Here is a 22,154-nt window from a genome sequence, read left to right as displayed (position 1 = left end):
GGGGGCCGGGCACCGGCCCCCGCACCACCCGGGATCAGAGCTTGGACAACTCGTCCACCAGGTCGTCCAGGCCGAGCGACCCCTGCGACAGGGCAGCCATGTGCCAGGCCTTGAGGTCGAACGCGTCGCCGTGGGCCTTCCGCGCGTTCTCCCGGCCGAGCAGCCAGGCACGCTCGCCCAGCTTGTAGCCGATGGCCTGCCCGGGCATCGACAGATAGCGGGTCAGCTCGCTCTCCACGAAGTCGGCGGGCCGCCCGCTGTGGCTGCCGAAGAACTCCTCGGCCAGGGCGGGCGTCCACCGCTCACCCGGGTGGAACGGGGAGTCACCGGGGATCTCCAGCTCCAGGTGCATGCCGATGTCGACGATCACCCGGCAGGCACGCATCATCTGCGCGTCCAGGTAGCCCAAGCGGCGCTCGGCGTCCGGCAGGAAGCCCAGCTCGTCCATGAGCCGCTCGGCGTACAGCGCCCAGCCCTCCGCGTTGGCGCTGACCTGGCCGACCGACGCCTGGTAGCGGGAGAGGTTCTCGGCGACGTGCGTCCACTGCGCGATCTGCAGGTGGTGGCCCGGCACACCCTCGTGGTACCAGGTGGACACCAGGTCGTAGACGGGGAAGCGGGTCTCGCCCATGGTGGGCAGCCAGGTGCGGCCCGGCCGTGAGAAGTCCTCCGAGGGCCCGGTGTAGTACGGAGCGGCGGCACCGCCCGCGGGCGCGATCCTGGACTCCACCTTCCGTACCCGCTCGGCGAGTTCGAAGTGGGTGCCGTCGAGCGCCTCGATGGCCTCGTCCATCAGGCTCTGCAGCCAGACCCGGACCTCGTCCACGCCCTCGATGTGCTTCCCGTGCACATCCAGGTGGGCGAGCGCCTCCCACGGGCCCGCGCCCGGAAGGATCTTGTCCGCCTCGGTCTTCATCTCGGCCAGCAGCCGGTGGTATTCGGACCAGCCGTACGCGTACGCCTCGTCCAGATCCAGGTCCGTGCCGTTGAACTGGCGTGCCCAGCGGGCGTAACGCTCCCGGCCCACCGTGTCGGGGGCTCCCTCGACGGCGGGGGCGTACACGTCCCTCATCCAGTCCCGCAGCGTGACCAGAGCGGCGGCGGCCTGGCCGGCCGCCTCGTCCAGCTCAGGGCGCAGCGAGGCGGGTCCCTCGGTCACGAAGTCCTGGAAGAAGCCGGGGCCGTCGCCCTCCCCGGCCCAGGTGCCCAGCTGGCCGATGAACGTCGCCGTCGGGCGGGGGCCGCCGTACAGCTTGCGCTCCAGACCGAGGGCGAGCGAGGCGCGGTAGCCCTCCAGAGCCGCGGGAACCGCCCGCAGCCGGTCCGCGACCGCGGCCCAGTCCTCGTCCGTGGCCGTCGGCGTCGCCGAGAAGACGTCGCGGAGGCTGTGCGCCGGGGAGTGGATGTTGGATACGGCCCGCAGCCCCTCCTCGGCCTCGTGGACGGCGAGTTCGGCGGTCAGGCGTTCCCTCAGGAGACGGGCGCAGCGCCGCTCCTCGTCGGCGTCCGCCCCGGGCACCTGCTCGGCGGCGTCGAGTTCCACGAGGGTGCTGCGGATGAGCCCGGCCATGGCGTCCTGGCCGGCGGGCGAGAAATCGGGCAGCCGGCGGGAGCTTTCCGCGACACCGAGATAAGTGCCTGTGATCGGGTCGAGTTCGATGTACGCGTCGACGTAGGCGTCGGCGACCTGGCGCGGCAGTGCGCTGCTCGATGTGTCTGACATGTGGGACATCCTCGTACGGCGAAGGGCTCCCCGTCACGGGGGAACAGGACTTCGGCCGGAGGAAGATCCTTCATGGCGCGGACGTGCCGGGGCGCTCCGAGGTGACGGCAGGACCGCCCCCGCCCGCCCCGGGCGGCATCAGCGGGCCGCATTCCCACTGCTGGAAGATGAGCCGGGTCTCCACCCGGGCCACCTCGCGGCGTGAGGTGAACTCGTCCAGCACCAGGCGCTGGAGGTCCGTCGGGTCGGCCACGGCCACATGCACCAGATAGTCGTCGGGCCCGGTGAGGTGGAAGAACGCCCGGGACTCCGGCAGGGCCCTGATCCGCTCGACGAACGGGCCGATCAGCTCCCTGCGGTGCGGGCGGACCTGGACCAGCAGCAGCGCCTCCAGGCCACGGCCGAGCCGGGCGGGATCGAGCCGCAGCCGGTGCCCGAGGATCACACCGGACCGGCGCAGCCGCGCCACCCGGTCCAGACAGGTGGACGGGGCCACTCCGACCTCTGCGGCGAGCTCCCGGTACGTCGTCCGCGCATCGTTCTGCAGGAGACGCAGAATGTGCAGATCAACCGGATCGAGAACGACGGATTCAGACATCCGGCGAACGTAGCACGGCCGATCGGCACCCTGGGCCGGTTCCTGTTCAGGCTGGTGACATGGACACCGAAGCCTCCTCGCTGACACCCCAGCCCTCCTTCCGGTCCAGGGCACTCGCCACCGAAGCCGTGCACGCCGGACGCGACGATCTCGCCTCCCTCGGCCTGCACGCCGCGCCCATCGATCTCTCCACCACCTATCCCTCGTACGACTCCCGGGGCGAGGCCGCGCGCATCGACGCCTTCGCCGCCACCGGGGCCCGGCCCGACGGCCCGCCCGTGTACGCACGGCTCGACAACCCGACGACGGGCCGCTTCGAGACGGCACTGGCCCGGCTTGAGGGTGCCGACGACGCGGTCGCCTTCGCCAGCGGGATGGCGGCGCTGACCGCCGTGCTGCTGGCCCGCGCGAGCCTGGGGCTGCGCCATGTCGTCGCGGTGCGCCCGCTCTACGGCTGCAGCGATCACCTCCTGGGCGCCGGACTGCTGGGCACCGAGGTGACCTGGACGGATCCGGCGGGCATCGCCGACGCGATCCGCCCGGACACCGGTCTGGTCATGGTCGAGACGCCCGCCAACCCCACCCTCGCCGAGATCGACATCCGGGCAGTGGCGCACTCCTGCGGCTCGGTGCCGCTCCTCGTCGACAACACCTTCGCCACCCCCGTGCTGCAGCGGCCGATCGAGGAGGGGGCGCGGATCGTGCTGCACAGCGCCACCAAGTACCTCGGCGGTCACGGCGATGTGATGGGCGGGGTCGTCGCCTGCGACGAGGAGTTCGCCGCGACCCTGCGGCAGGTGCGCTTCGCCACCGGAGGCGTGCTGCACCCCATGGCCGGCTATCTGCTGCTGCGCGGTCTCTCCACCTTGCCCGTACGCGTACGGGCCGCCTCGGCCTCCGCCGCGGAACTGGCCCGCAGGCTCTCGGCCGACCCCCGCGTCGCCCGCGTGCACTACCCGGAGGTGGGCGGCGCGATGGTGTCCTTCGAGGTGTTCGGGGATCCCCACAGGATCATCGCGGGGGTCGGGCTGATCACGCCCGCCGTGAGCCTGGGCAGCGTGGACACCCTCATCCAGCATCCGGCCTCCATCAGCCACCGCATCGTGGGTGAGGGAGACCGGAGGGCCGCCGGCGTCGGTGACCGTCTGCTGCGTATGTCGGTCGGCCTCGAGGACGTCGAGGACCTCTGGGCGGACCTGTGCCAGGCGCTCGGAGACGGAAGCGCAGCCGCGCCACAGGCGCGGGCCGTCGCCGAGCCCGGGACCCGTCCTACTGGTCGGCCCGAGGCGCGAGCTGCTGCGCCGGAGCCGCGGCCAGCCGCGCGGTGATGACCAGGGTGCCTTCCTCGATCTGGTAGTCGAGGGGCAGCGAGAGCGCCCGCATGGCGGCCACCATCCCCGTGTTGTGGGCCTGGGTCACCGCGTAGACGCTCTCGCAGCCCGCCTCGACGGCCAGGGCCACCAGCCGGCCGAGGAGTTCGGAACCGATGCCCCGGCGCTGCCAGTCGTCCTCGACGAGGAGGGCGACCTCGGTCTCGTCCCCGTCCCAGAGCAGATGGCCGAGCGCCACGAGCCGCCCGGAGGCCGTCTGCACGGCGAGCGTACGGCCGAAACGAGGGCTCAGGAGGTGGTCCAGATACCGGTCGGCGTCCCGCACCGGACCGTGGTAGCGCAGGCCGAGGGTCTGCTCGGAGCAGCGGCCGTGCATGGCGAGGGCCGCGTCACGGTCGTCGCCGTCCGCGCGGCGCACGGTGATCTCGTTGCCCTCCGGCAGGGTGAGGACGTCCTCGCTGCGGGGCACACGCGGGCCGAGCCGCGCGTCGAGCTCGACGAGGGCCCGGGCGCGGGCGAACTCCGTCGGGGTGAAGGGGAGGTAGGGGCGCTCGACGGTGATGACACCGCCCGAGGGGTCGCGCAGCCGCATCACGGTGTCCTCCAGGACACCCTCGACCGGTGCGCTCTCCCCGGTGGGGCGGCCCGTGATCGACAGGGCGGGCAGCGAGTGGATGGTGCACCGGCCCAGGAGCTGACGCAGGGCCAGGGGGAGCTCGGCCGCGTCCAGGGCCGTGCGGGTCGCGAGGCCGAGGACCCGGGTGGGCGTGTCCACCAGGTCATGGGCGTCCGCCCGCTCGATCCAGGTGGCCGAACCACCGGCGGCGGAGATCTCCCGGGTGAGCTGCTGGGCCGGCAGCGCCGCCGGCGCCCGCAGCAGGAACTCGTCGACGGTGCCCTCGGCCAGCGGGTGGGTCTGCAGGGTCAGGATGTCGATCCGGTGCCGTGCCAGGGCGATGCAGAGGGCGGCCAGGGTGCCGGGGGCGTCCCGTACGGTCGTCCGCATCCGCCACAGCACGGTGCCGGAGGTTTCCTCGGTGCCGGCCGAGGGCGCCTCCGGACCTGTGCCGGTATCGGTGCCCGGCGGCGGTGCGTGGCTGTGCCGTCGTGCCCACCATGTGTGGAACGCGGCCGTGGCCACCAGGGCCACGGCCGAGGCCATGAGCAGATAAGGGCCGTCGGGCTGGTGCCCGATCAGATTCGCGATCGCGTCGGCCACGGCCACGGCCGTGAACAGGGCGGCCAGCTCGATCAGGTCCCGCCGCCAGTGGTGGGGGCGGCGGGCACTCTTCGCGGATGTCACATCAGTCATGTATTCACTGTGACCGAACGGTGTTGCCTGATCACGAACGCATTGTGACTGATGGGTTACGTGTGGATCTGGTCGCCTTCAGGGCGTTATCTCATGGATCACTGGCCGGTGCGCCCCGGCTGGAGCACCTTGCTGAACAGGACCGTGCCACCCTGCGCCCGGAGCCGTACGGTCAGCTCGCCGCTCTCTCCGTCGATGTCCACCTCTCCGAAGAACTGCGGCTGCTCCATGGGGGACACGTTCTCCCGGTCCGGTGCCCGGACGAAGACCCGGTCGGGGCCGAACGTGCCGTCCAGCGCGTTGGCGGGGAAGCTGCCCGCGGCCAGCGGGCCCGACACGAACTCCCAGAACGGCGCGAAGTCCTTGAAGGCCGCGCGCTCGGGGGCGTAGTGCTGGGCGGAGGTGTAGTGCACGTCCGCCGTCAGCCAGACGGTACCGGTGATCCCCCGGTGTTTGATGTGCCGCAGCAGCTCGGCGATCTGCAGCTCACGGCCCAGCGGTGCGCCCGGGTCGCCCTGGGCCACCGCCTCGAAGTCCGTGGCACCGTCCGGGACCACCAGCCCCAGCGGCATGTCGGCGGCGATCACCTTCCACACGGCGCGCGACCGCGACAGTTCCCGCTTGAGCCAGCTCAGCTGCTCGGCACCGAGGATGCCGGTGGTGTCGTCGGGCTGCCGGCCGGGGGAGTTGGCGTTGCGGAAGGACCGCATGTCCAGCACGAAGAGATCGAGCAGCGGACCGTGACGTACGACGCGGTGCATGCGCCGCTCGGCCGGCGACGCCTGGAGCGTCGGCACGGGGAAGTACTCGCGGAATGCCCGCATCGAACGCGCCGCGAGGAGGTCCACGTTCTTCTCGGTGTAGCGGACGTCGTCGAGGATCTGCCCCGGGTACCAGTTGTTGCGCACCTCGTGGTCGTCCCACTGGATGACGGAGGGGACCTGCGCGTTGAACGCCCGGAGGTTGTCGTCGAGCAGGTTGTACCGGAAGTTCCCCCGGTACTCGTCCAGGGTCTCGGCGACCTTCGACTTCTCCACGGTCGTGATGTTGCGCCAGACCCGTCCGTCGGGCAGCGTCACGCTGGGCTCCAGCACCCCGTCCGCGTAGATGTTGTCGCCGCTGCAGAGGAAGAAGTCGGGGTCCAGGCGGCGCATCTCGTCGTACACCCGGTAGCCGCCGATGTCGGGGTTGATGCCCCAGCCCTGTCCCGCGATGTCCCCGGACCAGAGGAACCGCACGCCGTCACGGCGGCGGGCGGGAGCCGTGCGGAAGGTCCCGTACACGGGCTTGCCGGTGCGGCGGGGGTCGTGCGGGTCCGCGAGCGTGACGCGATAGTGCACCTGCTCGCCGGCCACCAGCCCGTACAGCGGGGTCGTCCCGGTGAAGTCCGTACGGGCGCCGATCAGCGGGCCGTGCCAGGTCCGGGACCGGCGGAAGGACTCCGTGGCGGAGGTCTCCACCACCATCCGGGCGGGGCGGTCCGAACGTACCCACACCAGGGCCGACGACGCCGTGACATCGCCGACCTGCACGCCCCAGGACGCGCTCGGCCGGCCCGACAGGGCGAACGCCGGGGCGGCGGTGACCGCCACGGGCACGGTGACCGCGGCCGACGCCAGGAGCGAGCCGCGCAGGACGGTGCGGCGGCCGGGGGCCGGGACGGACGGGCGGTTCGACATCGATGCGCCTCCAGGGGCGGGAGCGGCTGCCGGGACGGCGGGTACGTACGGCCGGCAGCAGGCGGGCGGGGTCGTACGGGCCGACTGCAGACCCATGCCTAGTCGCCGGCGGCGGCGGGCACGCCAACCGGAGATGAACAGCCGGTGGGCCCGCCCCCTGCGGGCCTCGGCTGCCTGGGCCGCCCTTCAGCCGTCGTACCTGGGGTCTTGCTTCAGGTCGTGCTCCGTGACGCGCTCCGTGACGCGCTGTGTGCTGTGGGCCGTGCCGTGCTTCGGGGCGTCAACGGGTCGCTTCGGCGAGCAGACGGACGCCGTTCCCGATGGCGGCGGGCGCCAGATGCGCGTAACCGAGCACCAGCCGGACCGTCCCGTCCTGCGCCCCGCCCGCCGTGCAGTCGCTCAGCGGGCGCAGGGCGATCCCGGCGGCCGAGGCCCGGCGCAGGAACTCGTCCTGCGGGCCGAACCGTTCGGGCAGCCGGGCGATGATGTGCAGACCCGCGGCGATCCCGCTGACCTCCGTTCCGGGGAAGTGCGCGTCCAGCGCTCCCGTCATCGCGTCGCGGCGCTCCCGGTAGGCACGCTGGCAGCGGCGCAGCTGCCGGTCGTAGCCGCCGCCGGCGACGAAGTCCGCCAGCACCGCCTGGTCCACCGACGGGTTGCCGAGGTCCATCGTGCGTTTGCGGGCGACGATGTCGTCGGTCATCGACGCGGGAGCGATGAGCCAGCCGAGCCGCAGCCCGGGGGCGAGGGACTTGCTGACCGAGCCGGTGTACACGACGTGCTCCGGGTCCAGCCCCTGCAGCGCCCCGACCGGCGCCCTGTCGTAGCGGAAATCGCCGTCGTAGTCGTCCTCCATGATCACTCCGGAGGTGCGCCGGGCCCAGTCGAGCAGCTCCCCGCGCCGCTCGGAGGAGTACGCGATGCCGGTGGGGAACTGGTGGGCCGGGGTCGTGACCACGGCGCGCACGCCGGAGCGCGACAGCGGTCCGACGGCCAGCCCTCCGTCGTCGAGCGGCAGCGGGACCGTCGTCAGACCGGTGGACGCGAACAGCGAGGCGTGCTCCGGGCTTCCGGGGTCCTCGACACCGACCGATACGGCGCCACGCTCGCGCAGCACGAAACCCAGCAGGGTCGTCGCCTGGGCCACCCCCGAACACACCACCAGCCGCTCAGGATCGGCCACGACACCGCGGCGCCTGGTGAGCAGGGACGCCAGCGCCACGCGCAGCTCCGGCAGACCGCGCGGATCCGGGTAACCGAGGGAGCTGTGCGGCAGCCGGTCCAGGACCGTCCGGTGGGTCGCGGCCCAGGCAGCCCGGGGGAAGAGCGCGAGGTCCGGGGTGCCCGGCCGGAAGTCCACCTGCGCGCCCGGCGCACGCGGTGACAGATCCCGCGCCCCCCGGGCGGCGGGGCGCACCGCACCGCTCACCCAGGTGCCCGAGCCCCGTCCGGCGCGGAGGTAACTCTCCGCCGTCAGCTGCTCGTACGCCTCCGTCACCAAGCCCCGTGACACCCCGAGATCGGCGGCGAGTTCCCGGCTGGCGGGCAGGCGGGTCCCGGCCGGGAGCCGTCCCGAACGCACGGCGTCGCGCAGGGCCGACTGGAGCGCGCGTCCTCGCCGGCGGGCGGGGGCGGAGGCAGCCGGAAGCAGGAGTTCCCAGGCGGCGGAAGCGGTCCCGGTGCTGTTGCCGTTCCGGTCAACGCTGTCGTCAGCCCTGTCGTCAGCGCTGCTGCCGTGAGCCCTGCCGTCACGCGAGGCCGGACCGGGCGCTCGGCCGGGTGGCGAGGTGGTCGGCGGCCCGGGTGGCGGGTCGGTCGGATTGGTCCCCGAAGACGTCATGGAAGTGGACCTTAAACGGGACCGGTCACCGGCCTAGCGTCGCCCTCATGAACGCAACTCCCTTGCGCGGAGCCCTTCTCGCGGCCTTCGCCTGCACCCTCGTGGGCGCCTCCTTCACGGCGAACAGTGTCCTCGGCGACTACCCGTACGCGGGCGGCCAGGCCCTGCGGTACGGACTGGCCGCCCTGCTCCTCCTGCCACTCCTGCGCTCCGGTGGCCCCCGGCCCGCCGCCGCTCTGAGGGCCCTCACCCGGCGGCAGTGGGGCCGCCTGGCCGCCCTCTCCGCCATCGGGATGGTCGGCTTCAACCTGGCGGTCCTGGCCGCGGAACGCACGGCGGAACCCGCGGTACCGGGCGTGCTCGTCGGCTGCGCCCCCATCGTCGTCGGCGTCCTCGTGCCCGCGCTGGAAGGGCGCCGCCCCACCCGGGCCGTCCTGTACGCGGCCGGTCTCGTGGCCCTCGGCGCGTTCACCGTGCAGGGCTGGGGCCGTACCGACCTTGCAGGTGTCCTCTACTCGGTGGGCGCGCTGGGCGGGGAGGTCGGCTTCGCGGTCCTCGCCGTGCCGGTGCTGCGCCCGCTCGGCCCGAAACTGCTGTCCGCGACCGTGTGCGCCGTGGCCTCCGCGGAATCCGTGCTGCTCGGCGTCCTGCTCGACGGCGGCGGCTTCCTGCGGGTGCCCACAGCGGAGGAGACCCTCGCGCTGCTCTGGCAGGCGGCCGTGGTCACCGTCATCGGCTTCGTGTGCTGGTACAGCGGGATGCGGCGCATCGGGGCCGAGCGCGCCACCCTCTTCTCCGGGCTGATCCCCGTATCGGCCGCGCTCACCGCACCACTGGCCGGCACGGGGACGTACGGGGTGAGCCAGGGCGTGGGAAGCCTTCTGGTCGGCCTGGGGGTGGCACTGGGCTCAGGCGTACTGCGCCGTAGCCGAGGCAGCGGCGGGGCGGCGGCTCGTGTCCAGGATCACGCGCGCAACGGCGGCGGGGTCGTCGTTCATCGGGACATGGCCGCAGCCGGGAAGGCGGACGAGTCGCGCTCCCGGTATCGCCCGCTTGGCCCTGACGCCCTGCCGGGGCAGGAGCAGGCGGTCCTTGCTGCCCCAGGCGATGCTGACGGGGACGTCCGGTACGTCGTGGGTGAACTCCACCGCTCGGCCCGCGTGGAGAGTCTCCCCGAAGCCGGTGGCCTCGCGCAGGGCGACCGTCTCCGACACGACCGCGCCGGGTGAACGGCGCCCGGGGCGCGCGTAGATGGTGCTGGTCAGCGCCGTCCGCCCCGGTGCGCTCCGTGAGAGCCGTTCGATCACCGGCATCGGCATCGAGAGCGCCGCTCCGCGCATCGCCCGCAGCACCCCGAAGGCGTAGCGGCGTTCGCCCTGTGTCCAGAATCCGGCGGGGGAGAGCGCCGTCACCGAACGTACGAGCCGTTCACGTCCCAACTCCAGTGCCAGCAGGCCTCCCAGGGAGTTGCCCGCCACATGCGGCCGTACGACGCCGAGCGCGTCGAAGAACGAGCCGAGCACCGGAACCATGGTCCCCAGATCATGGGTGAGCCCCTCCGGCAGCGCCGGTGACGCGCCGAAACCGGGCAGGTCCACCGCTATGACGTCCCGTTCGAGCGCCAGAATGCGCAGGACCGGGTCCCAGGCCTGACGGTGGTGGCCTATGCCGTGCAGCAGCAACAGCGGTTCGCCCGAACCGGTCCGCTCGTACGACACATCGACCGTACGAGGTCCGGTGGGAGAGCCGACTGCGAACGAAACCGTGGTGGCCATGCTGCTCCTCGGACGGTCCTGCCGGACGGACGGGCTGCCGGACGGACGGGCTGACGGGCGGACGGGCGGAGGGGCGGACGGGGACGGAACGAGACGCCTCGGCAAGCCCCGTCAGCTCCAGGCACCCATGATTACCGCCGGGTAGCCTCTTGTTCAAGGGGGGTGAGGGGCGAGCGCGATTCCGGCTGGACACCCTCAGGCGCGTCGGCTGGGATGGAAAAGTGACTGCCGACACCGTGACCGATCTCTTCGAAGAACACCGGCCCGTCCTCACCGGGGTCGCCTACCGCATGCTCGGCCGCGTCGCCGACGCCGAGGACGTCGTGCAGGAGGCCTGGCTGCGCTGGTCTTCGGAGGAGCGCGAGGACGTGCGGGAGCCCCGGGCCTTTCTCGTACGGATCACCACCCGTCTGGCCATCGACCGGCTACGCCACCTGAAGTCCCGGCGCGAGGCGTACGTGGGACCGTGGCTGCCCGAACCCGTGGTCACCGAATTCGGCCCGGCCGTCCCCGACTCCGCGGAGCGCGCGGTGCTCGCCGACTCCGTGTCCCTCGCCGTACTGGTCGTCCTGGAAACCCTCTCCCCGCTGGAGCGCGCCGTCTTCGTCCTGCGCGAGGCCTTCGGCTTCCCGTACGCGGAGATCGGCGCCGCCCTGGACCGGTCCGAGGCGGCGGTACGGCAGCTCGCCGGCCGGGCCAAGCGTCATGTGGAGGAGCGCAAGCCTCGGTACGACGTGGATCCGGTGGTGCAGCGCGATCTCACCGAGCGCTTCCTGGTGGCCGCTTCGGGCGGCGACCTGGAGCAACTGCTCGCCCTGCTGGCGCCCGACGTGCGTCTCGTCAGCGACAGCGGGGGCAAGGCGAAGGCGCCGAGGCGGATCATCGAGACCGCCGACAAGGTTGGCCGCTTCCTCCTCGCGGTGAGTGGTGAGCGGTCGCCCGGTATGGAGGTGAGGATCGCGGAGCTCAACGGCGGCTCCGCCCTGGTGTTCAGCGTGGACGGCGTGGTGGACGCGGTCTTCCAGGCGGAGGTCGGCGACGGCGTGATCCGCTGCCTCTACATCCACCGCAACCCGGACAAGCTGGCCGGTCTGCACGTGGGTTAGGGCCTCTCCGCCCGCCCCTGCCTCCCGACTCCCCGCTTCTCCGCTCCTCGAGCCCCACGGTCGGCACCGGCCGTGGGGCTTCGTGTTGCCGTGGCTCACAGCCACGCGAACGTCCCGTGAACGCTCTGCGGCAGGACGTCGTTCCGCTGCGTGACGGACGAGGATTGGTCTTGACCAAGGTGGTTCGCCGCCCTAAGGTCTGAACGATAAGGCAGGAACCTTTAATAAATAACGTCGCGGAAAACAAGCCACCGGCGGATGCGGAGGACAGGGTGGGGACCACGCAGCTGGAATCGGTGCAGGAGCCGAAGTACTGGCACCTCAAGACCGTGCTCAGTGAGGCACTCGACTCGGACTTCGCGGTCGGAGAGGTTCTGCCCAACGAGCGGGACCTCGCTGCGCGCTTCGGTGTCGCCCGGGCCACGCTCCGCCAGGCGCTGGAGCAGCTCGAACTCGAAGGACGGCTCCAGCGACGCCGTGGCGTGGGCACGACCGTCGCCCCGCCCCGGGTGGGCGTGGCCGTCGCCACCGCACAGCACGGCTGGGTGGGAGGCGACACCGACCAGGCATGGCAGCCCGTCGAGTGCACCGTCGACACCGCTCCGGCCGCGGTCACCGCGCTGCTCGGCACGGAGACCGGCGAGTCCGTGCACGTGGTGCGCCGCATCCGTGTTGCCCAGGGCCAGGCTGTCGCGGCTGAACTCCTGTACGTCCCGACGTCGTCCGTGCCCGAACTCTCCGCCATCGAGGCGTCGTCCGGACCCGCGCGGGCGCGCAGTGTCCTGCGGGAACTGCACCGTCTCGACCTGGACGGTCAGGACCGCTCGGTCGAACTCGGCTCGGCCCGCGCGGACGACGCGAAGGAACTCGACCGGCTCCCCGGGGCCCCTGTCCTCGTGGTCACCACCCGGTACCTCGCCACCGCCGGCACCGCGGCGGTCTCCATCGCCACATACAGGGCCGACACCTGCCGGCTCACCTTCGGGGATTCCGGCGCGCTGGAGATCAGCCACGACGATCAGGAGCGCAAGGCCTCCTGAACCCCCGAGGCAGGTCTCCAAGCTCCTGAGACCCCCGTCTCCCGGTCTTTACGGCCGGGGCATTACGGCTTGGTGCATTACCGCCTGGTGTTTCACAGCCTGGTCTTCACGGCCCGTCGCTCTCAGCGGCGGGCCGTCACCGTGCCGTCCACGGCGAAGAGCTGTTCCTCGACGTGGTCCAGCGCCAGCCGCAGCGCGCCGGTGGCGACGGCCGCCTCTCCGAGGAGCGACAGAGCCACCCGGGGCGGCCGCAGACAGTAGCGGGCGAGCTCACTGCGGAGCGGATCGAGGACCCCGTCCAGCCCGGCCGCCCATCCGCCGATCACCACGAGCTCGGGATCGAGCGCCAGCACCAGGGCCGCGACATCGTGCACGAGCCGCTGTATGAACCGGGCGACGGCTGCCTGCGCCCCGGCGTCGCCATGCTTGGCCTTGGCGAAGACCGCGGCGACGGCGTGCTCGTCCAGAGGGTCCAGCGGGGTGTCCGTCGTGGAGAGCAGGTGTTCCGGTGTGACATCGCGGCCGAGGAGATGCAGCGCGCCGATCTCCCCGGCGGCGCCGCCGAACCCGCGGTGCAGACGGCCGCCGATCAGCGACCCGGCACCTGGGCTCAGGCCCGCCAGGACGAAGACGATGTCATCGGAGTCGGTCGCGGCGCCCTTCCAATGTTCCGCGACCGCAGCGGCGTTGGCGTCGTTCTCCACCAGGACGGGGCACCGGAAGGAGCGCCGGAGCCTTTCGCCGAGCGCGAGGCCGGTCCAGTCCGGCAGCGCCGTGCCCAGCCGCACCGTGCCGTCGGCCTCCACGATGCCGGGGCTGCCGACCCCGACCGCCCGCAGGCTGCTCCGCTGCACCCCGGCGCGCCGCAGCACATCGGCGATCATGCCTCTGACCTGGTCGAGCCTGTCATCCGCGCACGCGGTCTCGGAGACATCCCGTGAACCTGCTCCGACGATGCGGCCGTCCAGCCCGGACAGCAGGGCCGAGACCCGGTGCGGTCCGATCTCGATGCCCAGCAGGTACCCGGCCTCCGCGCGGAACCTGAACCTCCGGGCCGGCCGTCCCTGGCGCCGGGCCCCGCTGTCGTCGGGCTGAGCCTCCACCACCAGGCCCGCCCCGATGAGTCCCTCCACGACACCTTCGACCGTGGGACGCGACAGACCGGTGATCCGGGTCAGGTCCGTGAGCGTGGGCAGATCCGCCCCTCGCAGGGCGTGCAGCACCACCGCGGAATTGATCCTCCGCAGCAGAGACGGGTCCCCACCGGTCAGCCGGCCCACCGTGTGTCCTCCCAGGTCGTGCCCATGTCTGCCGGATGGTACTCGCTGGCCCCGACCTCGGCGACCAGCACCCGGAGAGCGGTAACCGGAACCGGTTCCGGAGGGGCGCCGGGCTGCGCTCAGGCCCTGTCTCCGGTCTTGGTCACGACCCTTTCCGGAGTGGAGGGCAGCCTAGGTCAGGAACCGTTTTCGGCGCAGGGGCGGCCTAAGCGCTGTCCCGTAACTGCTGGCATCTCCGACAGCAGTCAGCCCGTGGCGCCCGCGGCGGTGGTCAGCAGAAGACGAGCTCGACATCCTTCTCCAAGCAGTACTTCATGACGGCGACCAGTTGGCGCACATCGTCGACGCGCCGCTCGTGGACGGGGTCTCCCTCCTCGTGGGGCTCGTATGTGATTGCCTCGAGCCTGGGCAACATGGCCGCGCATTGAGCAGGCGTGAGAGCCCCTTCATCGTCTGGATGGTCGAGTAGCGGTGTCAGCGTGGTGGCGACGCTGCCCCACATGCGGCTTCCACCGAATCCGTTCATCTCCGCAAGGGCGAAGCCCTCTGCCTCGGCCAGCCACTCCCTGAACATGTTGAAGCCGGTGTAGGACCAGGAGACATCTGGACTGGTCACGTCGTCGTCTCGAGGGGAGAGCATGAGCCCCATCCTGTTCCTCCTTGCTTGCCCGGTGCCCAGGATCAGTTGCGGGAGACGTGTCGGCAACTGAAATGATCTGTCGCATGGCTGGTGTGCTCACGGCGTCGAAGTCCTCGTGGACAGCCCCGTCCACCGGACTGAATCCGCGGCAGTTCGGGAACCTTGTGACGGTTCTGCGGCGCGAGGGTGCGGAGGCGGCCCGAAGGGGCCGACCGTGGAGCCTGCTGCTGGAGGACCGGGCGCTGTAGGTCGCGGTCTACGGGCGAACTAACCTGACCATGCGCCAACTGGCGCCTGTATGCGGCGTTTCCCAGTCGACGGCGGACCGGATCGTCGATCACCTCGGCCCCATACTCGCTTTCCAGCCTCGCAAGCGGTTCGCGAAGGACACGGTGCTGATCGTGGACGGCGCCCTGGTGCGCACCCGAGACCACGCCGTCTCCGAGCAGTCGAAGAACTACCGGTACTCCACCAACCACCAGGTCGTCATCGTCGCCGACACCCGCCTCGTCGTCGTGGTCGGCCGGCCCCTGCCCGGCAACCGAGACGACTGCAAGGCATGGGAAGAGGATTTGAGCGCGGAGCGAAAGGCAGCTCAGCCAGTTCCGTTTCCGGTGAGCGGTCCCGGTCAGCGGGGAGCGACGAAGCCGGACTCATAGGCCGCGATCACCGCCTGTGTGCGATCCCTGGCCCCCAACTTCGCGAGAACCGCGCTGACATGTGTCTTCACGGTCTCCACCCCCACGACGAGCTCGGCGGCGATCTCCGCGTTGGAACGGCCCCGGGCCATCAGGCGGAGTACCGCCGCTTCGCGGTCGGTGAGCGCCGCCCGCTCCATTGCATCCCGCGCTTTGCTCGTCCCGTAGTTCGCGGCGAGTTGCCGGACCGCGGCGGGGAACAGCAGTGACTCACCCTCCGCCACCAGCCGCACCGCATGGACGATCTCCGCGGGCCGGGCCCGCTTGAGCAGAAAACCGTCCGCCCCGGCCCGCAGCGCCTCGTACACGTACTCGTCGTTCTCGAACGTGGTGACCACCAGGATCTTCGGCGGATCGGCAACGGTGCGCAGCACCACCCTGGTCGCCTCGATGCCGTCCATCAGCGGCATACGCACATCCATGGCCACGACATCGGGCCGGAGGCTGCGGACCAGAGGGATGACTGCCGCACCGTCGGCGGCCTCGCCCACCACCTCGATGTCGTCCTGCGCTTCCAGGACCGCGCGGAGCCCTGCGCGCACCAGAGGTTCGTCGTCGACCAGAAGTACGGTAACCGGCATCCGGTCAGCGTATGTGGTCGAGCGGGAGGGTCGCTGACACGATCCATTCCCCTTCGTGGGGGCCGGTTCTGGCTCTCCCGCCCAGCAGGGCGGCCCGCTCCCGCACACCCCTCAGCCCGCTGCCGCTTCCCGGGCCACGCGAGGACGCCTCAAGGGGGTTGGTCACTTCAAGCTCCAGTCTTTCCTGCGCCACGGCGATCCTCACCCGTACGGGAACGGCGCCGGCGTGACGCAGCACATTGGTGAGCGACTCCTGGAGGATCCGGTAGCCCTCGCGGGAGACCGGGCCGGGGACCAGGTCCAGTGGCCCGGTCATTTCGACCTCTATCTTCACGCCGGAGCCGCGGGCGGAATCCAGCAGCCGGTCGGCTTCCACCAGCGTGGGGCGCGCACCGACGGGAAGGTCGGGCGATTCCCTCAGCACGCTCAGGACACGCTCCAGATCCTCCAGTGCGGTGCGCCCCGTCTCCTCGATGGCGGCCAGGGCGCGGGCCGTGAACTCCGGGTTGCCCGCTGTCCTGGCGGCGCCCGCCTGCATGACCGCGATCGTGAGCGCGTGGCCGATCGAGTCATGGAGCTCGCGCGCTATCCGATTGCGCTCCAGCAGTTGTTCGGTGCGCTCTTCCAGGGTGGTCAACCGCTCGGTGGGTGACGGCCCCAGGAGCCCGCGCGCGGCAGCCGTGGCCACCTCACCGCAGAGGATGACCCATCCGAGCAATATCAGGATCGGTAGAGGCGCGAGCAGCGCGCACAGCCACCGCACACCGACAAAGTCCGTCAGCCAGTTCACGCCCGGATCCGCACCGGCCGCGACGCTGATGAGGTCGAACGTCGTGGTCGGCAGCCACACGGTGGCGAAGCCCGCCGCCGCGGTGAGCAGCAGCCTGACCTCCAACCAGGCCACGGTGCGCCAGCGGTCGGCCCATGTGCCCGCGGGGGCGGCGGAGATCGAGGGGTCCGCCCGGCCGCGCTCCCCGGGGGTCAGGAGAAGCTGCGCCTGCACCCCTTCCATGAGCCGGATCGAGGGCAGCAGCCCGGCCGGCACAGCGAAGACGAAGGGCATCGGTACCCACGGAGTGTCGATGGCGATGAACATCCACACGCTGAAGACCGCCGCCGGGATGAGCAGATGCAGCCAGCGGCTGTATGTGACGGGGGCGGCCAGCGGCCGGAGGAAGTGGCGCATGCCGTCATCGTCTCAGCGTGGGGCGAAGGGCGGCTCCCCCGAGCGAGGGAGACCAACCACTCTGCCGGGGGAGGCCACAGGCAGTTGCCGGGAGCCAGGCTTGGCCCATGACCAGTATCGACGTCCACGGACTCACCAAGGACTACGGGGCCACACGCGCCGTCGACCAGCTCACGTTCAGTGTGAGGCCCGGCCGCGTGACAGGCTTTCTCGGCCCCAACGGCGCGGGCAAGTCCACCACCATGCGGCTCGTGCTCGGCCTGGACCGGCCCACAGCCGGCAGTGCCACCCTCGGCGGAGTGCCGTACGCCTCGCTGGAGAATCCGCTGCGTCGGGTCGGTGCCCTGCTCGACGCCCAGGCAGCTCACGGCGCACGCACCGCGCGTGACCACTTGCTCGCGCTTGCGGTGAGCAACGGTATAGCCGGCACCAGGGCGGACGAGGTCCTGGAGGACACGGGGCTCGCTGCGGTCGCGAGACGGAGGATCAAGACGTTCTCCCTCGGCATGCGGCAACGTCTCGGAATCGCGGCGGCGCTGCTCGGCGAGCCGGATGTGGTGATGCTGGACGAGCCGTCGAACGGGCTGGATCCGGAAGGCATCATCTGGATCCGTGAGCTGATGCGCCGCATGGCACGAGAGGGCCGCACCGTCCTGGTCTCCAGCCACTTGATGAACGAGACCTCCTCGTTCGCCGACCACCTGATCGTCCTCGGCAGGGGACGGCTCCTCGCCGATCTGCCCATGCAGGAATTCCTCGACTCCCGCACCCGGCCCGGCGTCCGGTTCCGTACCACCGAGGCTGCCCGGCTCCGCGAGGCCTTGATCCGCAGGGGGTTCCTGCCGGTGCAGGAGGAGGACGGGCGCTGGACCGTCGACGGGGCCACGGCAGAAGAGGTCGGCGCCGCAGCCGCTGTGTCAGGCATCCCCCTGCTCGAACTCACCGAGCTGCACACCACCTTGGAAGAGGCGTATCTCGCTCTCACCACGGACGAAGCGCAGTTCGCAGCCGCTTCATCGCCCACCGCACACCAGGAGGCCTGACCCTCGTGAACACGTCGACGACGGCGGTACTGCACTCCGAATGGATCAAGATCAGATCAGTACGATCCGTGTCGTTCTCACTGATGGCGATATTCGCCGCCACACTCGCCGTCACGGTGCTCGCCTTCGCCACCGTGGGGCAGGCGGAGGCCGACAGCCCCGGCTACGAGCCCTTGTTCTCCGCCTTCTACGCGCTGAATTTCGGTCAGATCGCGGCCATATGCTTCGGGGCCACAGCGCTGTCCTCGGAGTTCCTGAACGGCGCTCTGCGCATCTCTCTCTCGGCGGTTCCTCGACGCGGCCTCCTCTACGGTGCGAAGGTGTCGGTGGTCGGCGGACTCGCCCTCGTCATGGGGCTGATCACCAGCTTCGCCACCTTCCTGGTGGGGCAGATGTTCATGGGGGAGTACGCGATAGGCCTGGGGGACCCCGGGGCGCTCCGCGCCTCGTTCGGTGGCGGTGTCTACCTCGCGCTCATCGCCTTGTTCGCCGCAGGTCTGACGGCAGTGCTGCGCAGTGCCGTTGCCGTGCTCAGCACACTCATACCCTTCCTGCTGATCGTTTCCTTCGTCGTCGGGGACGTAGCCGGAGACATCGCCAGGTATCTGCCCGACCAGGCAGGCCAAGCGGTGCTCCATCAGAATCCGGCCGGGGGCCTCGGACCGTGGACGGGCCTTGCGGTGACCGCCGCGTGGGCCGGGGCCGCACTGCTCGCCGGCTGGTGGGCCCTCCGGACAAGGGATGCCTGAGTTGAAGGAGGGGTAGACCCGCCGAGACTCCATGTGTCAGTGCGGGGAGGTTTACTGACGGTATGACCACCGCACATCACCTCCGCCTCATCGACGGGATGCGCACCGAGGACTTCCCCTCGGAGCGCGGTCCGTCGGGCTCGGGAATCAGCGGACCTGGCTACCACACGGCACTCCTCCTCGGCGAGGACGACCACGACCACGCGGACGGGGACGAAGCGGATCGCCTCGAACTTCGGGCTCAACGGCTGGCGGAGCACGATGCTCTGCTCACGCTGCTTACCTTGCGCTGGGGAGAACCGCAGCTGGTAAGCCTGTGGAGCGCCCAGGAACGGATGATGGCGGGGGAGGTGATCGACGAACCCTGGGCGGAGCCTGTCGCGAGCTGTGAGCATCTTCAGCTCTGGCGGGCGGACGACCGGTGGATAGCAATAGTGCTCTACCTGGAGGAGGACGGACCGGGCTGCGAATTGGGCGTGGTGGTCACGGTCATCGACCCACCCTGAGAGCCGCTCAGCACGCCGACCGTATGCCGGGCGGAGGCCGGCCGGTCTGGCCCGGCTCGCCCACACCTCGGGCCCGCCCTCCCCGTGCCCGCATGGTCATCTTGCCCGCGGAGGTTCGTACTCCGCCCGCAGGCCGCGGGCCGCGCCGTACTGCGCTTCGCCCGTGCGCCCGTCGGCCGTGGGTCGCCAGTACGTCGCCCCTACACCGTCCGCTCGTCAGTTCGTCTTCGACGTGTCGGACCAGGATCTACGCCTGGGCCTGTCGAGGGGCGCTCCCGTCGACCGCTGCCGAGAGACGGGCGTACTCCTCCGCCATGGTGCTCACGGTCCAGTGTGCGTTCAGGCCGCTCGGGTTGGGCAGCGCCCAGACGCGGGCACCGCCGATCGTCCGCTCCTGCGGTCCGATCTGTGCACGGCGGTCGCCGAAGGCCGTGCGGTAGGCGGTGACTCCGACGACCGCCAGCCAGAGCGGGCCCAGTTGCTCCACCTTGGCCGCCAGCACTCTTCCGCCTTCTCGGAATTCCTCCGCGTCCAGCTCGTCCGCCCGTGCTGTGGCTCTGGCCACCACATTGGTGATGCCCAGGCCGTGTTCCAGGAGCTGATTTTGTTCCGACGGTTTCAGCTGCCGCGAGGTGAAGCCAGATCGGTGCAGCACCGGCCAGAACCGGTTGCCAGGATGGGCGAAATGGTGCCCCGTGGCGGCGGTCATGAGGCTCGGGTTGATTCCGCAGAACAGCACACGCAGACCGCCCGCGACCACGTCGGGTACGACGCGGTCGCGGGCGGCCAGTAGCTCTTCGGGGCTCATCCGACGGGGGAGCCGGCCGTCAGAGGATGGAGCCGGGGGCGTACGCCGCGGCTTCCGGGTGCTGCTTGGCGATCTCTTCGATCCTGGACACCAGTACGGCGATCTGGTCGCCCGCCGCCCCGGTGAACGAGAGCTTGTCCGCCATCAGGGCATCGAGCTCGGCCCGGTCGAGCGGGATGCGCTCGTCGGCGGCCAGCTTGTCCAGCAGCTCGTTGCGCTCGGCGCCCTGCTCCCGCATGGCGAGCGCCGAGGCGACGGCGTTCTCCTTGATGGCCTCGTGCGCGACCTCGCGGCCGACCCCGGCCCGTACCGCGCCCATCAGCACCTTGGTCGTGGCGAGGAAGGGGAGGTAGCGGTCCAGCTCACGCGCCACGACCGCGGGGAACGCGCCGAACTCGTCGAGCACGGTGAGGAAGGTCTCCAGCAGACCGTCGAACGCGAAGAAGGCGTCCGGCAGCGCCACCCGGCGGACCACGGAGCAGGACACGTCGCCCTCGTTCCACTGGTCACCGGCCAGCTCGCCCGTCATCGACGCGTAGCCGCGCAGGATCACCATCAGGCCGTTGACCCGCTCGCAGGAACGCGTGTTCATCTTGTGCGGCATCGCCGACGAGCCGACCTGGCCCGGCTTGAAACCTTCGGTCACCAGCTCGTGCCCGGCCATCAGGCGGATCGTCTTGGCGACCGACGAGGGCGCGGCGGCCAGCTGGACCAGCGCGGTGACGACGTCGTAGTCGAGGGAACGGGGGTAGACCTGGCCGACGGAGGTGAAGGCGTGCGCGAAGCCGAGGTGCGAGGCGACACGCTGCTCCAGGTCGGCGAGCTTGTCCGCGTCGCCGCCGAGCAGGTCCAGCATGTCCTGGGCCGTGCCGACGGGACCCTTGATGCCACGCAGCGGGTAGCGGCCCAGCAGGTCCTCCAGCCGCCCGTACGCCACGAGCAGCTCGTCCGCGGCGGTCGCGAAGCGCTTGCCCAGCGTCGTCGCCTGCGCGGCGACGTTGTGCGAACGGCCCGCCATGACCAGCTCGCCGTACTCCCCGGCCAGCTTGCCGAGCCGCGCCAGAACCGCCACCGTGCGGTCGCGCATCAGCTCCAGCGAGAGCCGGATCTGCAGCTGCTCGACGTTCTCGGTGAGGTCCCGGGAAGTCATGCCCTTGTGGACCTGCTCATGGCCGGCGAGAGCGTTGAACTCCTCGATCCGGGCCTTCACATCGTGCCGGGTGACCTTCTCGCGCTCGGCGATCGAGGCGAGGTCGACCTGGTCGATCACACGCTCGTAGTCGGCCGGCGCAGCGTCGGGCACCTCGATCCCGAGGTCCTTCTGAGCGCGCAGCACCGCCAGCCACAGCTGACGTTCCAGCTTCACCTTCTGCTCGGGGGACCAGAGGACGGCCAGCTCCGTAGAGGCATAGCGGCCGGCCAGGACATTGGGGATGCGAGGCTTCGCAGACACAGCAGTCACGTGGCCCGAGTTTACCGGGCGTCCATACGGGTTCCGAACCGTCCATGGACTGTAGGAACCTCCAGGTCAGGGGAGGATCGGGGGCGGCCCGAAGGATCTTGTGGTGGGCGCGGTCCGGCATGCGCATCAGCACAGGGCGGCGCGGGCCACCCGTATGTGTCGGCTGCCGGTATGAGACCGACCCTGCTGACAGCTATGACTGACCCGGCTGACAGCCTCTAGCCGGACCGGACCGGAAGCCCGCGCAGCAGGGTCTCGAGAAACACCTCGAACGGCGGCTCGTCGGGCCCGTCCCCGGCCGCCCCCAGCCATCGCACCACCCCGAACCCGAACACCTGCCAGCTCAGCTCGGCGTCGGCTTCACCCGCACCGGCCGCCCGGAACGCCGCGACGACCCGCTCCCGCAGTCGCCCGAACGACTCCGGGTGGTGCCGGTGCGGGCGGGCGACATGAGCGGCGTACCCGGGTACGGCCAGAAACTCGTCCCGCATCGAACAGGCGAGCCGCGCCAGCCACTCCCGCCAGTCATCGGGCCCCGGCTCCTCATCGGGCAGCAGCCGCTCGACCATGACCTCACTCACCAGGTCGAGCACGCCGTCCCGATCGGGCACCCACCGGTACAGCGACGAGTGCGACACCCCGAGACGGGACGCCAACTCCCGCATGGTGAGCGTCTCCACGTCAGCCCGCAGCGCGGCCTCGACGATCAGCTCGCGACTGAGGCGCGCGGGCCGTCCGGGCCGGTTTCCGGTCGTGTTCTTCACCTTCGTGGTCATCGCGGCAAGGCTATGCCAGCA

19 protein-coding genes and 2 pseudogenes are annotated in these 22,154 nt (G+C 70.9%); 8 read left to right on the top strand and 13 right to left on the bottom strand.

Going from position 1 to position 22,154, the window contains the following annotated elements; genetic code table 11:
- Positions 1 to 34: 34 nt before the first annotated feature.
- Positions 35 to 1,723: a DUF885 domain-containing protein gene (locus tag JKV81_RS03940; RefSeq protein WP_129261061.1), complete on the bottom strand. Its 1,689-nt coding sequence runs from the start codon at positions 1,721 to 1,723 to the stop codon at positions 35 to 37.
- Positions 1,724 to 1,793: 70 nt separating this feature from the next.
- Positions 1,794 to 2,321 (bottom strand): Lrp/AsnC family transcriptional regulator, encoded by a 528-nt coding sequence (locus tag JKV81_RS03935; RefSeq protein WP_124278283.1) that lies wholly within the window; start codon positions 2,319 to 2,321, stop codon positions 1,794 to 1,796.
- A 59-nt stretch (positions 2,322 to 2,380) separates the two neighbouring features.
- Between JKV81_RS03935 and JKV81_RS03930 the strand changes: the two genes are divergently transcribed.
- Positions 2,381 to 3,649 carry a trans-sulfuration enzyme family protein gene (locus tag JKV81_RS03930; RefSeq protein WP_202074914.1) on the top strand — a complete coding sequence of 423 codons (1,269 nt, stop codon included), beginning with the start codon at positions 2,381 to 2,383 and terminating at the stop codon, positions 3,647 to 3,649.
- Here JKV81_RS03930 and JKV81_RS03925 read toward each other — a convergent pair.
- From JKV81_RS03925 to pdxR, 3 genes are all read right to left on the bottom strand, one after another.
- On the bottom strand, positions 3,591 to 4,955 hold the full coding sequence (locus JKV81_RS03925; RefSeq protein ID WP_129266857.1) for a GNAT family N-acetyltransferase: 1,365 nt from the start codon (positions 4,953 to 4,955) through the stop codon (positions 3,591 to 3,593). The genes JKV81_RS03930 and JKV81_RS03925 overlap by 59 nt on opposite strands.
- 107 nt (positions 4,956 to 5,062) lie before the next feature.
- Positions 5,063 to 6,643, bottom strand: a complete 1,581-nt coding sequence (locus tag JKV81_RS03920) for an alkaline phosphatase D family protein (RefSeq protein ID WP_202074913.1) — start codon at positions 6,641 to 6,643, stop codon at positions 5,063 to 5,065.
- A gap of 280 nt (positions 6,644 to 6,923) precedes the next feature.
- Positions 6,924 to 8,483 carry a MocR-like pyridoxine biosynthesis transcription factor PdxR gene (gene pdxR, locus JKV81_RS03915; RefSeq protein WP_236055174.1) on the bottom strand — a complete coding sequence of 520 codons (1,560 nt, stop codon included), beginning with the start codon at positions 8,481 to 8,483 and terminating at the stop codon, positions 6,924 to 6,926.
- A gap of 47 nt (positions 8,484 to 8,530) precedes the next feature.
- Between pdxR and JKV81_RS03910 the strand changes: the two are divergent.
- Positions 8,531 to 9,376: pseudogene (locus JKV81_RS03910) on the top strand (DMT family transporter); the annotation flags it as partial.
- Between the two features lie 15 nt (positions 9,377 to 9,391).
- Here JKV81_RS03910 and JKV81_RS03905 read toward each other — a convergent pair.
- The gene (locus JKV81_RS03905) at positions 9,392 to 10,258 is read right to left on the bottom strand and encodes an alpha/beta fold hydrolase (protein ID WP_129261053.1); all 867 of its coding nucleotides are present in this window, start codon (positions 10,256 to 10,258) and stop codon (positions 9,392 to 9,394) included.
- 221 nt (positions 10,259 to 10,479) lie between these two features.
- Between JKV81_RS03905 and sigJ the strand changes: the two genes are divergently transcribed.
- Positions 10,480 to 11,364: an RNA polymerase sigma factor SigJ gene (sigJ, locus tag JKV81_RS03900; RefSeq protein WP_129261051.1), complete on the top strand. Its 885-nt coding sequence runs from the start codon at positions 10,480 to 10,482 to the stop codon at positions 11,362 to 11,364.
- Positions 11,365 to 11,636: 272 nt separating this feature from the next.
- Positions 11,637 to 12,404: a GntR family transcriptional regulator gene (locus JKV81_RS03895; protein WP_129261049.1), complete on the top strand. Its 768-nt coding sequence runs from the start codon at positions 11,637 to 11,639 to the stop codon at positions 12,402 to 12,404.
- 122 nt (positions 12,405 to 12,526) lie between these two features.
- Here the strand turns inward: JKV81_RS03895 and JKV81_RS03890 are convergent, their stop codons facing one another.
- Both JKV81_RS03890 and JKV81_RS03885 read right to left on the bottom strand, forming a co-directional pair.
- Positions 12,527 to 13,684, bottom strand: a complete 1,158-nt coding sequence (locus JKV81_RS03890; protein WP_129261047.1) for an ROK family transcriptional regulator — start codon at positions 13,682 to 13,684, stop codon at positions 12,527 to 12,529.
- A gap of 271 nt (positions 13,685 to 13,955) precedes the next feature.
- Positions 13,956 to 14,333, bottom strand: a complete 378-nt coding sequence (locus tag JKV81_RS03885; RefSeq protein ID WP_129261045.1) for a hypothetical protein — start codon at positions 14,331 to 14,333, stop codon at positions 13,956 to 13,958.
- 74 nt (positions 14,334 to 14,407) lie between these two features.
- Between JKV81_RS03885 and JKV81_RS03880 the strand changes: the two are divergent.
- A pseudogene (locus JKV81_RS03880) lies at positions 14,408 to 14,893 on the top strand (helix-turn-helix domain-containing protein); the annotation flags it as partial.
- 59 nt (positions 14,894 to 14,952) lie between these two features.
- Here JKV81_RS03880 and JKV81_RS03875 read toward each other — a convergent pair.
- Positions 14,953 to 15,603 carry a response regulator transcription factor gene (locus JKV81_RS03875; RefSeq protein WP_129261043.1) on the bottom strand — a complete coding sequence of 217 codons (651 nt, stop codon included), beginning with the start codon at positions 15,601 to 15,603 and terminating at the stop codon, positions 14,953 to 14,955.
- A gap of 4 nt (positions 15,604 to 15,607) precedes the next feature.
- Complete coding sequence (locus tag JKV81_RS03870) at positions 15,608 to 16,789, bottom strand: sensor histidine kinase (RefSeq protein WP_129261041.1); 1,182 nt, start codon at positions 16,787 to 16,789, stop codon at positions 15,608 to 15,610.
- Between the two features lie 107 nt (positions 16,790 to 16,896).
- Here JKV81_RS03870 and JKV81_RS03865 point away from each other — a divergent pair, with 107 nt between their 5' ends.
- The 3 genes from JKV81_RS03865 (at position 16,897) to JKV81_RS03855 (ending at position 19,087) form a co-directional block, all read left to right on the top strand.
- Positions 16,897 to 17,832, top strand: a complete 936-nt coding sequence (locus JKV81_RS03865) for an ABC transporter ATP-binding protein (RefSeq protein WP_202074912.1) — start codon at positions 16,897 to 16,899, stop codon at positions 17,830 to 17,832.
- Positions 17,833 to 17,837: 5 nt separating this feature from the next.
- On the top strand, positions 17,838 to 18,581 hold the full coding sequence (locus tag JKV81_RS03860) for an ABC transporter permease (protein ID WP_129261037.1): 744 nt from the start codon (positions 17,838 to 17,840) through the stop codon (positions 18,579 to 18,581).
- A gap of 62 nt (positions 18,582 to 18,643) precedes the next feature.
- Positions 18,644 to 19,087 carry a hypothetical protein gene (locus tag JKV81_RS03855; RefSeq protein ID WP_129261035.1) on the top strand — a complete coding sequence of 148 codons (444 nt, stop codon included), beginning with the start codon at positions 18,644 to 18,646 and terminating at the stop codon, positions 19,085 to 19,087.
- A 247-nt stretch (positions 19,088 to 19,334) separates the two neighbouring features.
- Here JKV81_RS03855 and mug read toward each other — a convergent pair whose 3' ends face one another.
- The 3 genes from mug to JKV81_RS03840 all read right to left on the bottom strand — a co-directional run bounded on the left by mug (position 19,335) and on the right by JKV81_RS03840 (position 22,133).
- Positions 19,335 to 19,895, bottom strand: coding sequence for a G/U mismatch-specific DNA glycosylase (gene mug, locus JKV81_RS03850; protein ID WP_129261033.1), 561 nt, complete (start codon positions 19,893 to 19,895; stop codon positions 19,335 to 19,337).
- A gap of 19 nt (positions 19,896 to 19,914) precedes the next feature.
- Positions 19,915 to 21,357, bottom strand: a complete 1,443-nt coding sequence (gene purB / locus JKV81_RS03845) for an adenylosuccinate lyase (RefSeq protein WP_107489908.1) — start codon at positions 21,355 to 21,357, stop codon at positions 19,915 to 19,917.
- Between the two features lie 218 nt (positions 21,358 to 21,575).
- Complete coding sequence (locus JKV81_RS03840; RefSeq protein WP_202074911.1) at positions 21,576 to 22,133, bottom strand: TetR/AcrR family transcriptional regulator; 558 nt, start codon at positions 22,131 to 22,133, stop codon at positions 21,576 to 21,578.
- Positions 22,134 to 22,154 lie beyond the last annotated feature (21 nt).

The organism is Streptomyces silvae (genome assembly GCF_016745505.1).
In the GTDB taxonomy this organism is placed as follows: Bacteria; Actinomycetota; Actinomycetes; order Streptomycetales; family Streptomycetaceae; genus Streptomyces; species Streptomyces silvae.
The sequence above is the reverse complement of the archived record's forward strand: the minus strand, read 5'-3'. Positions and strand labels throughout refer to the sequence as shown.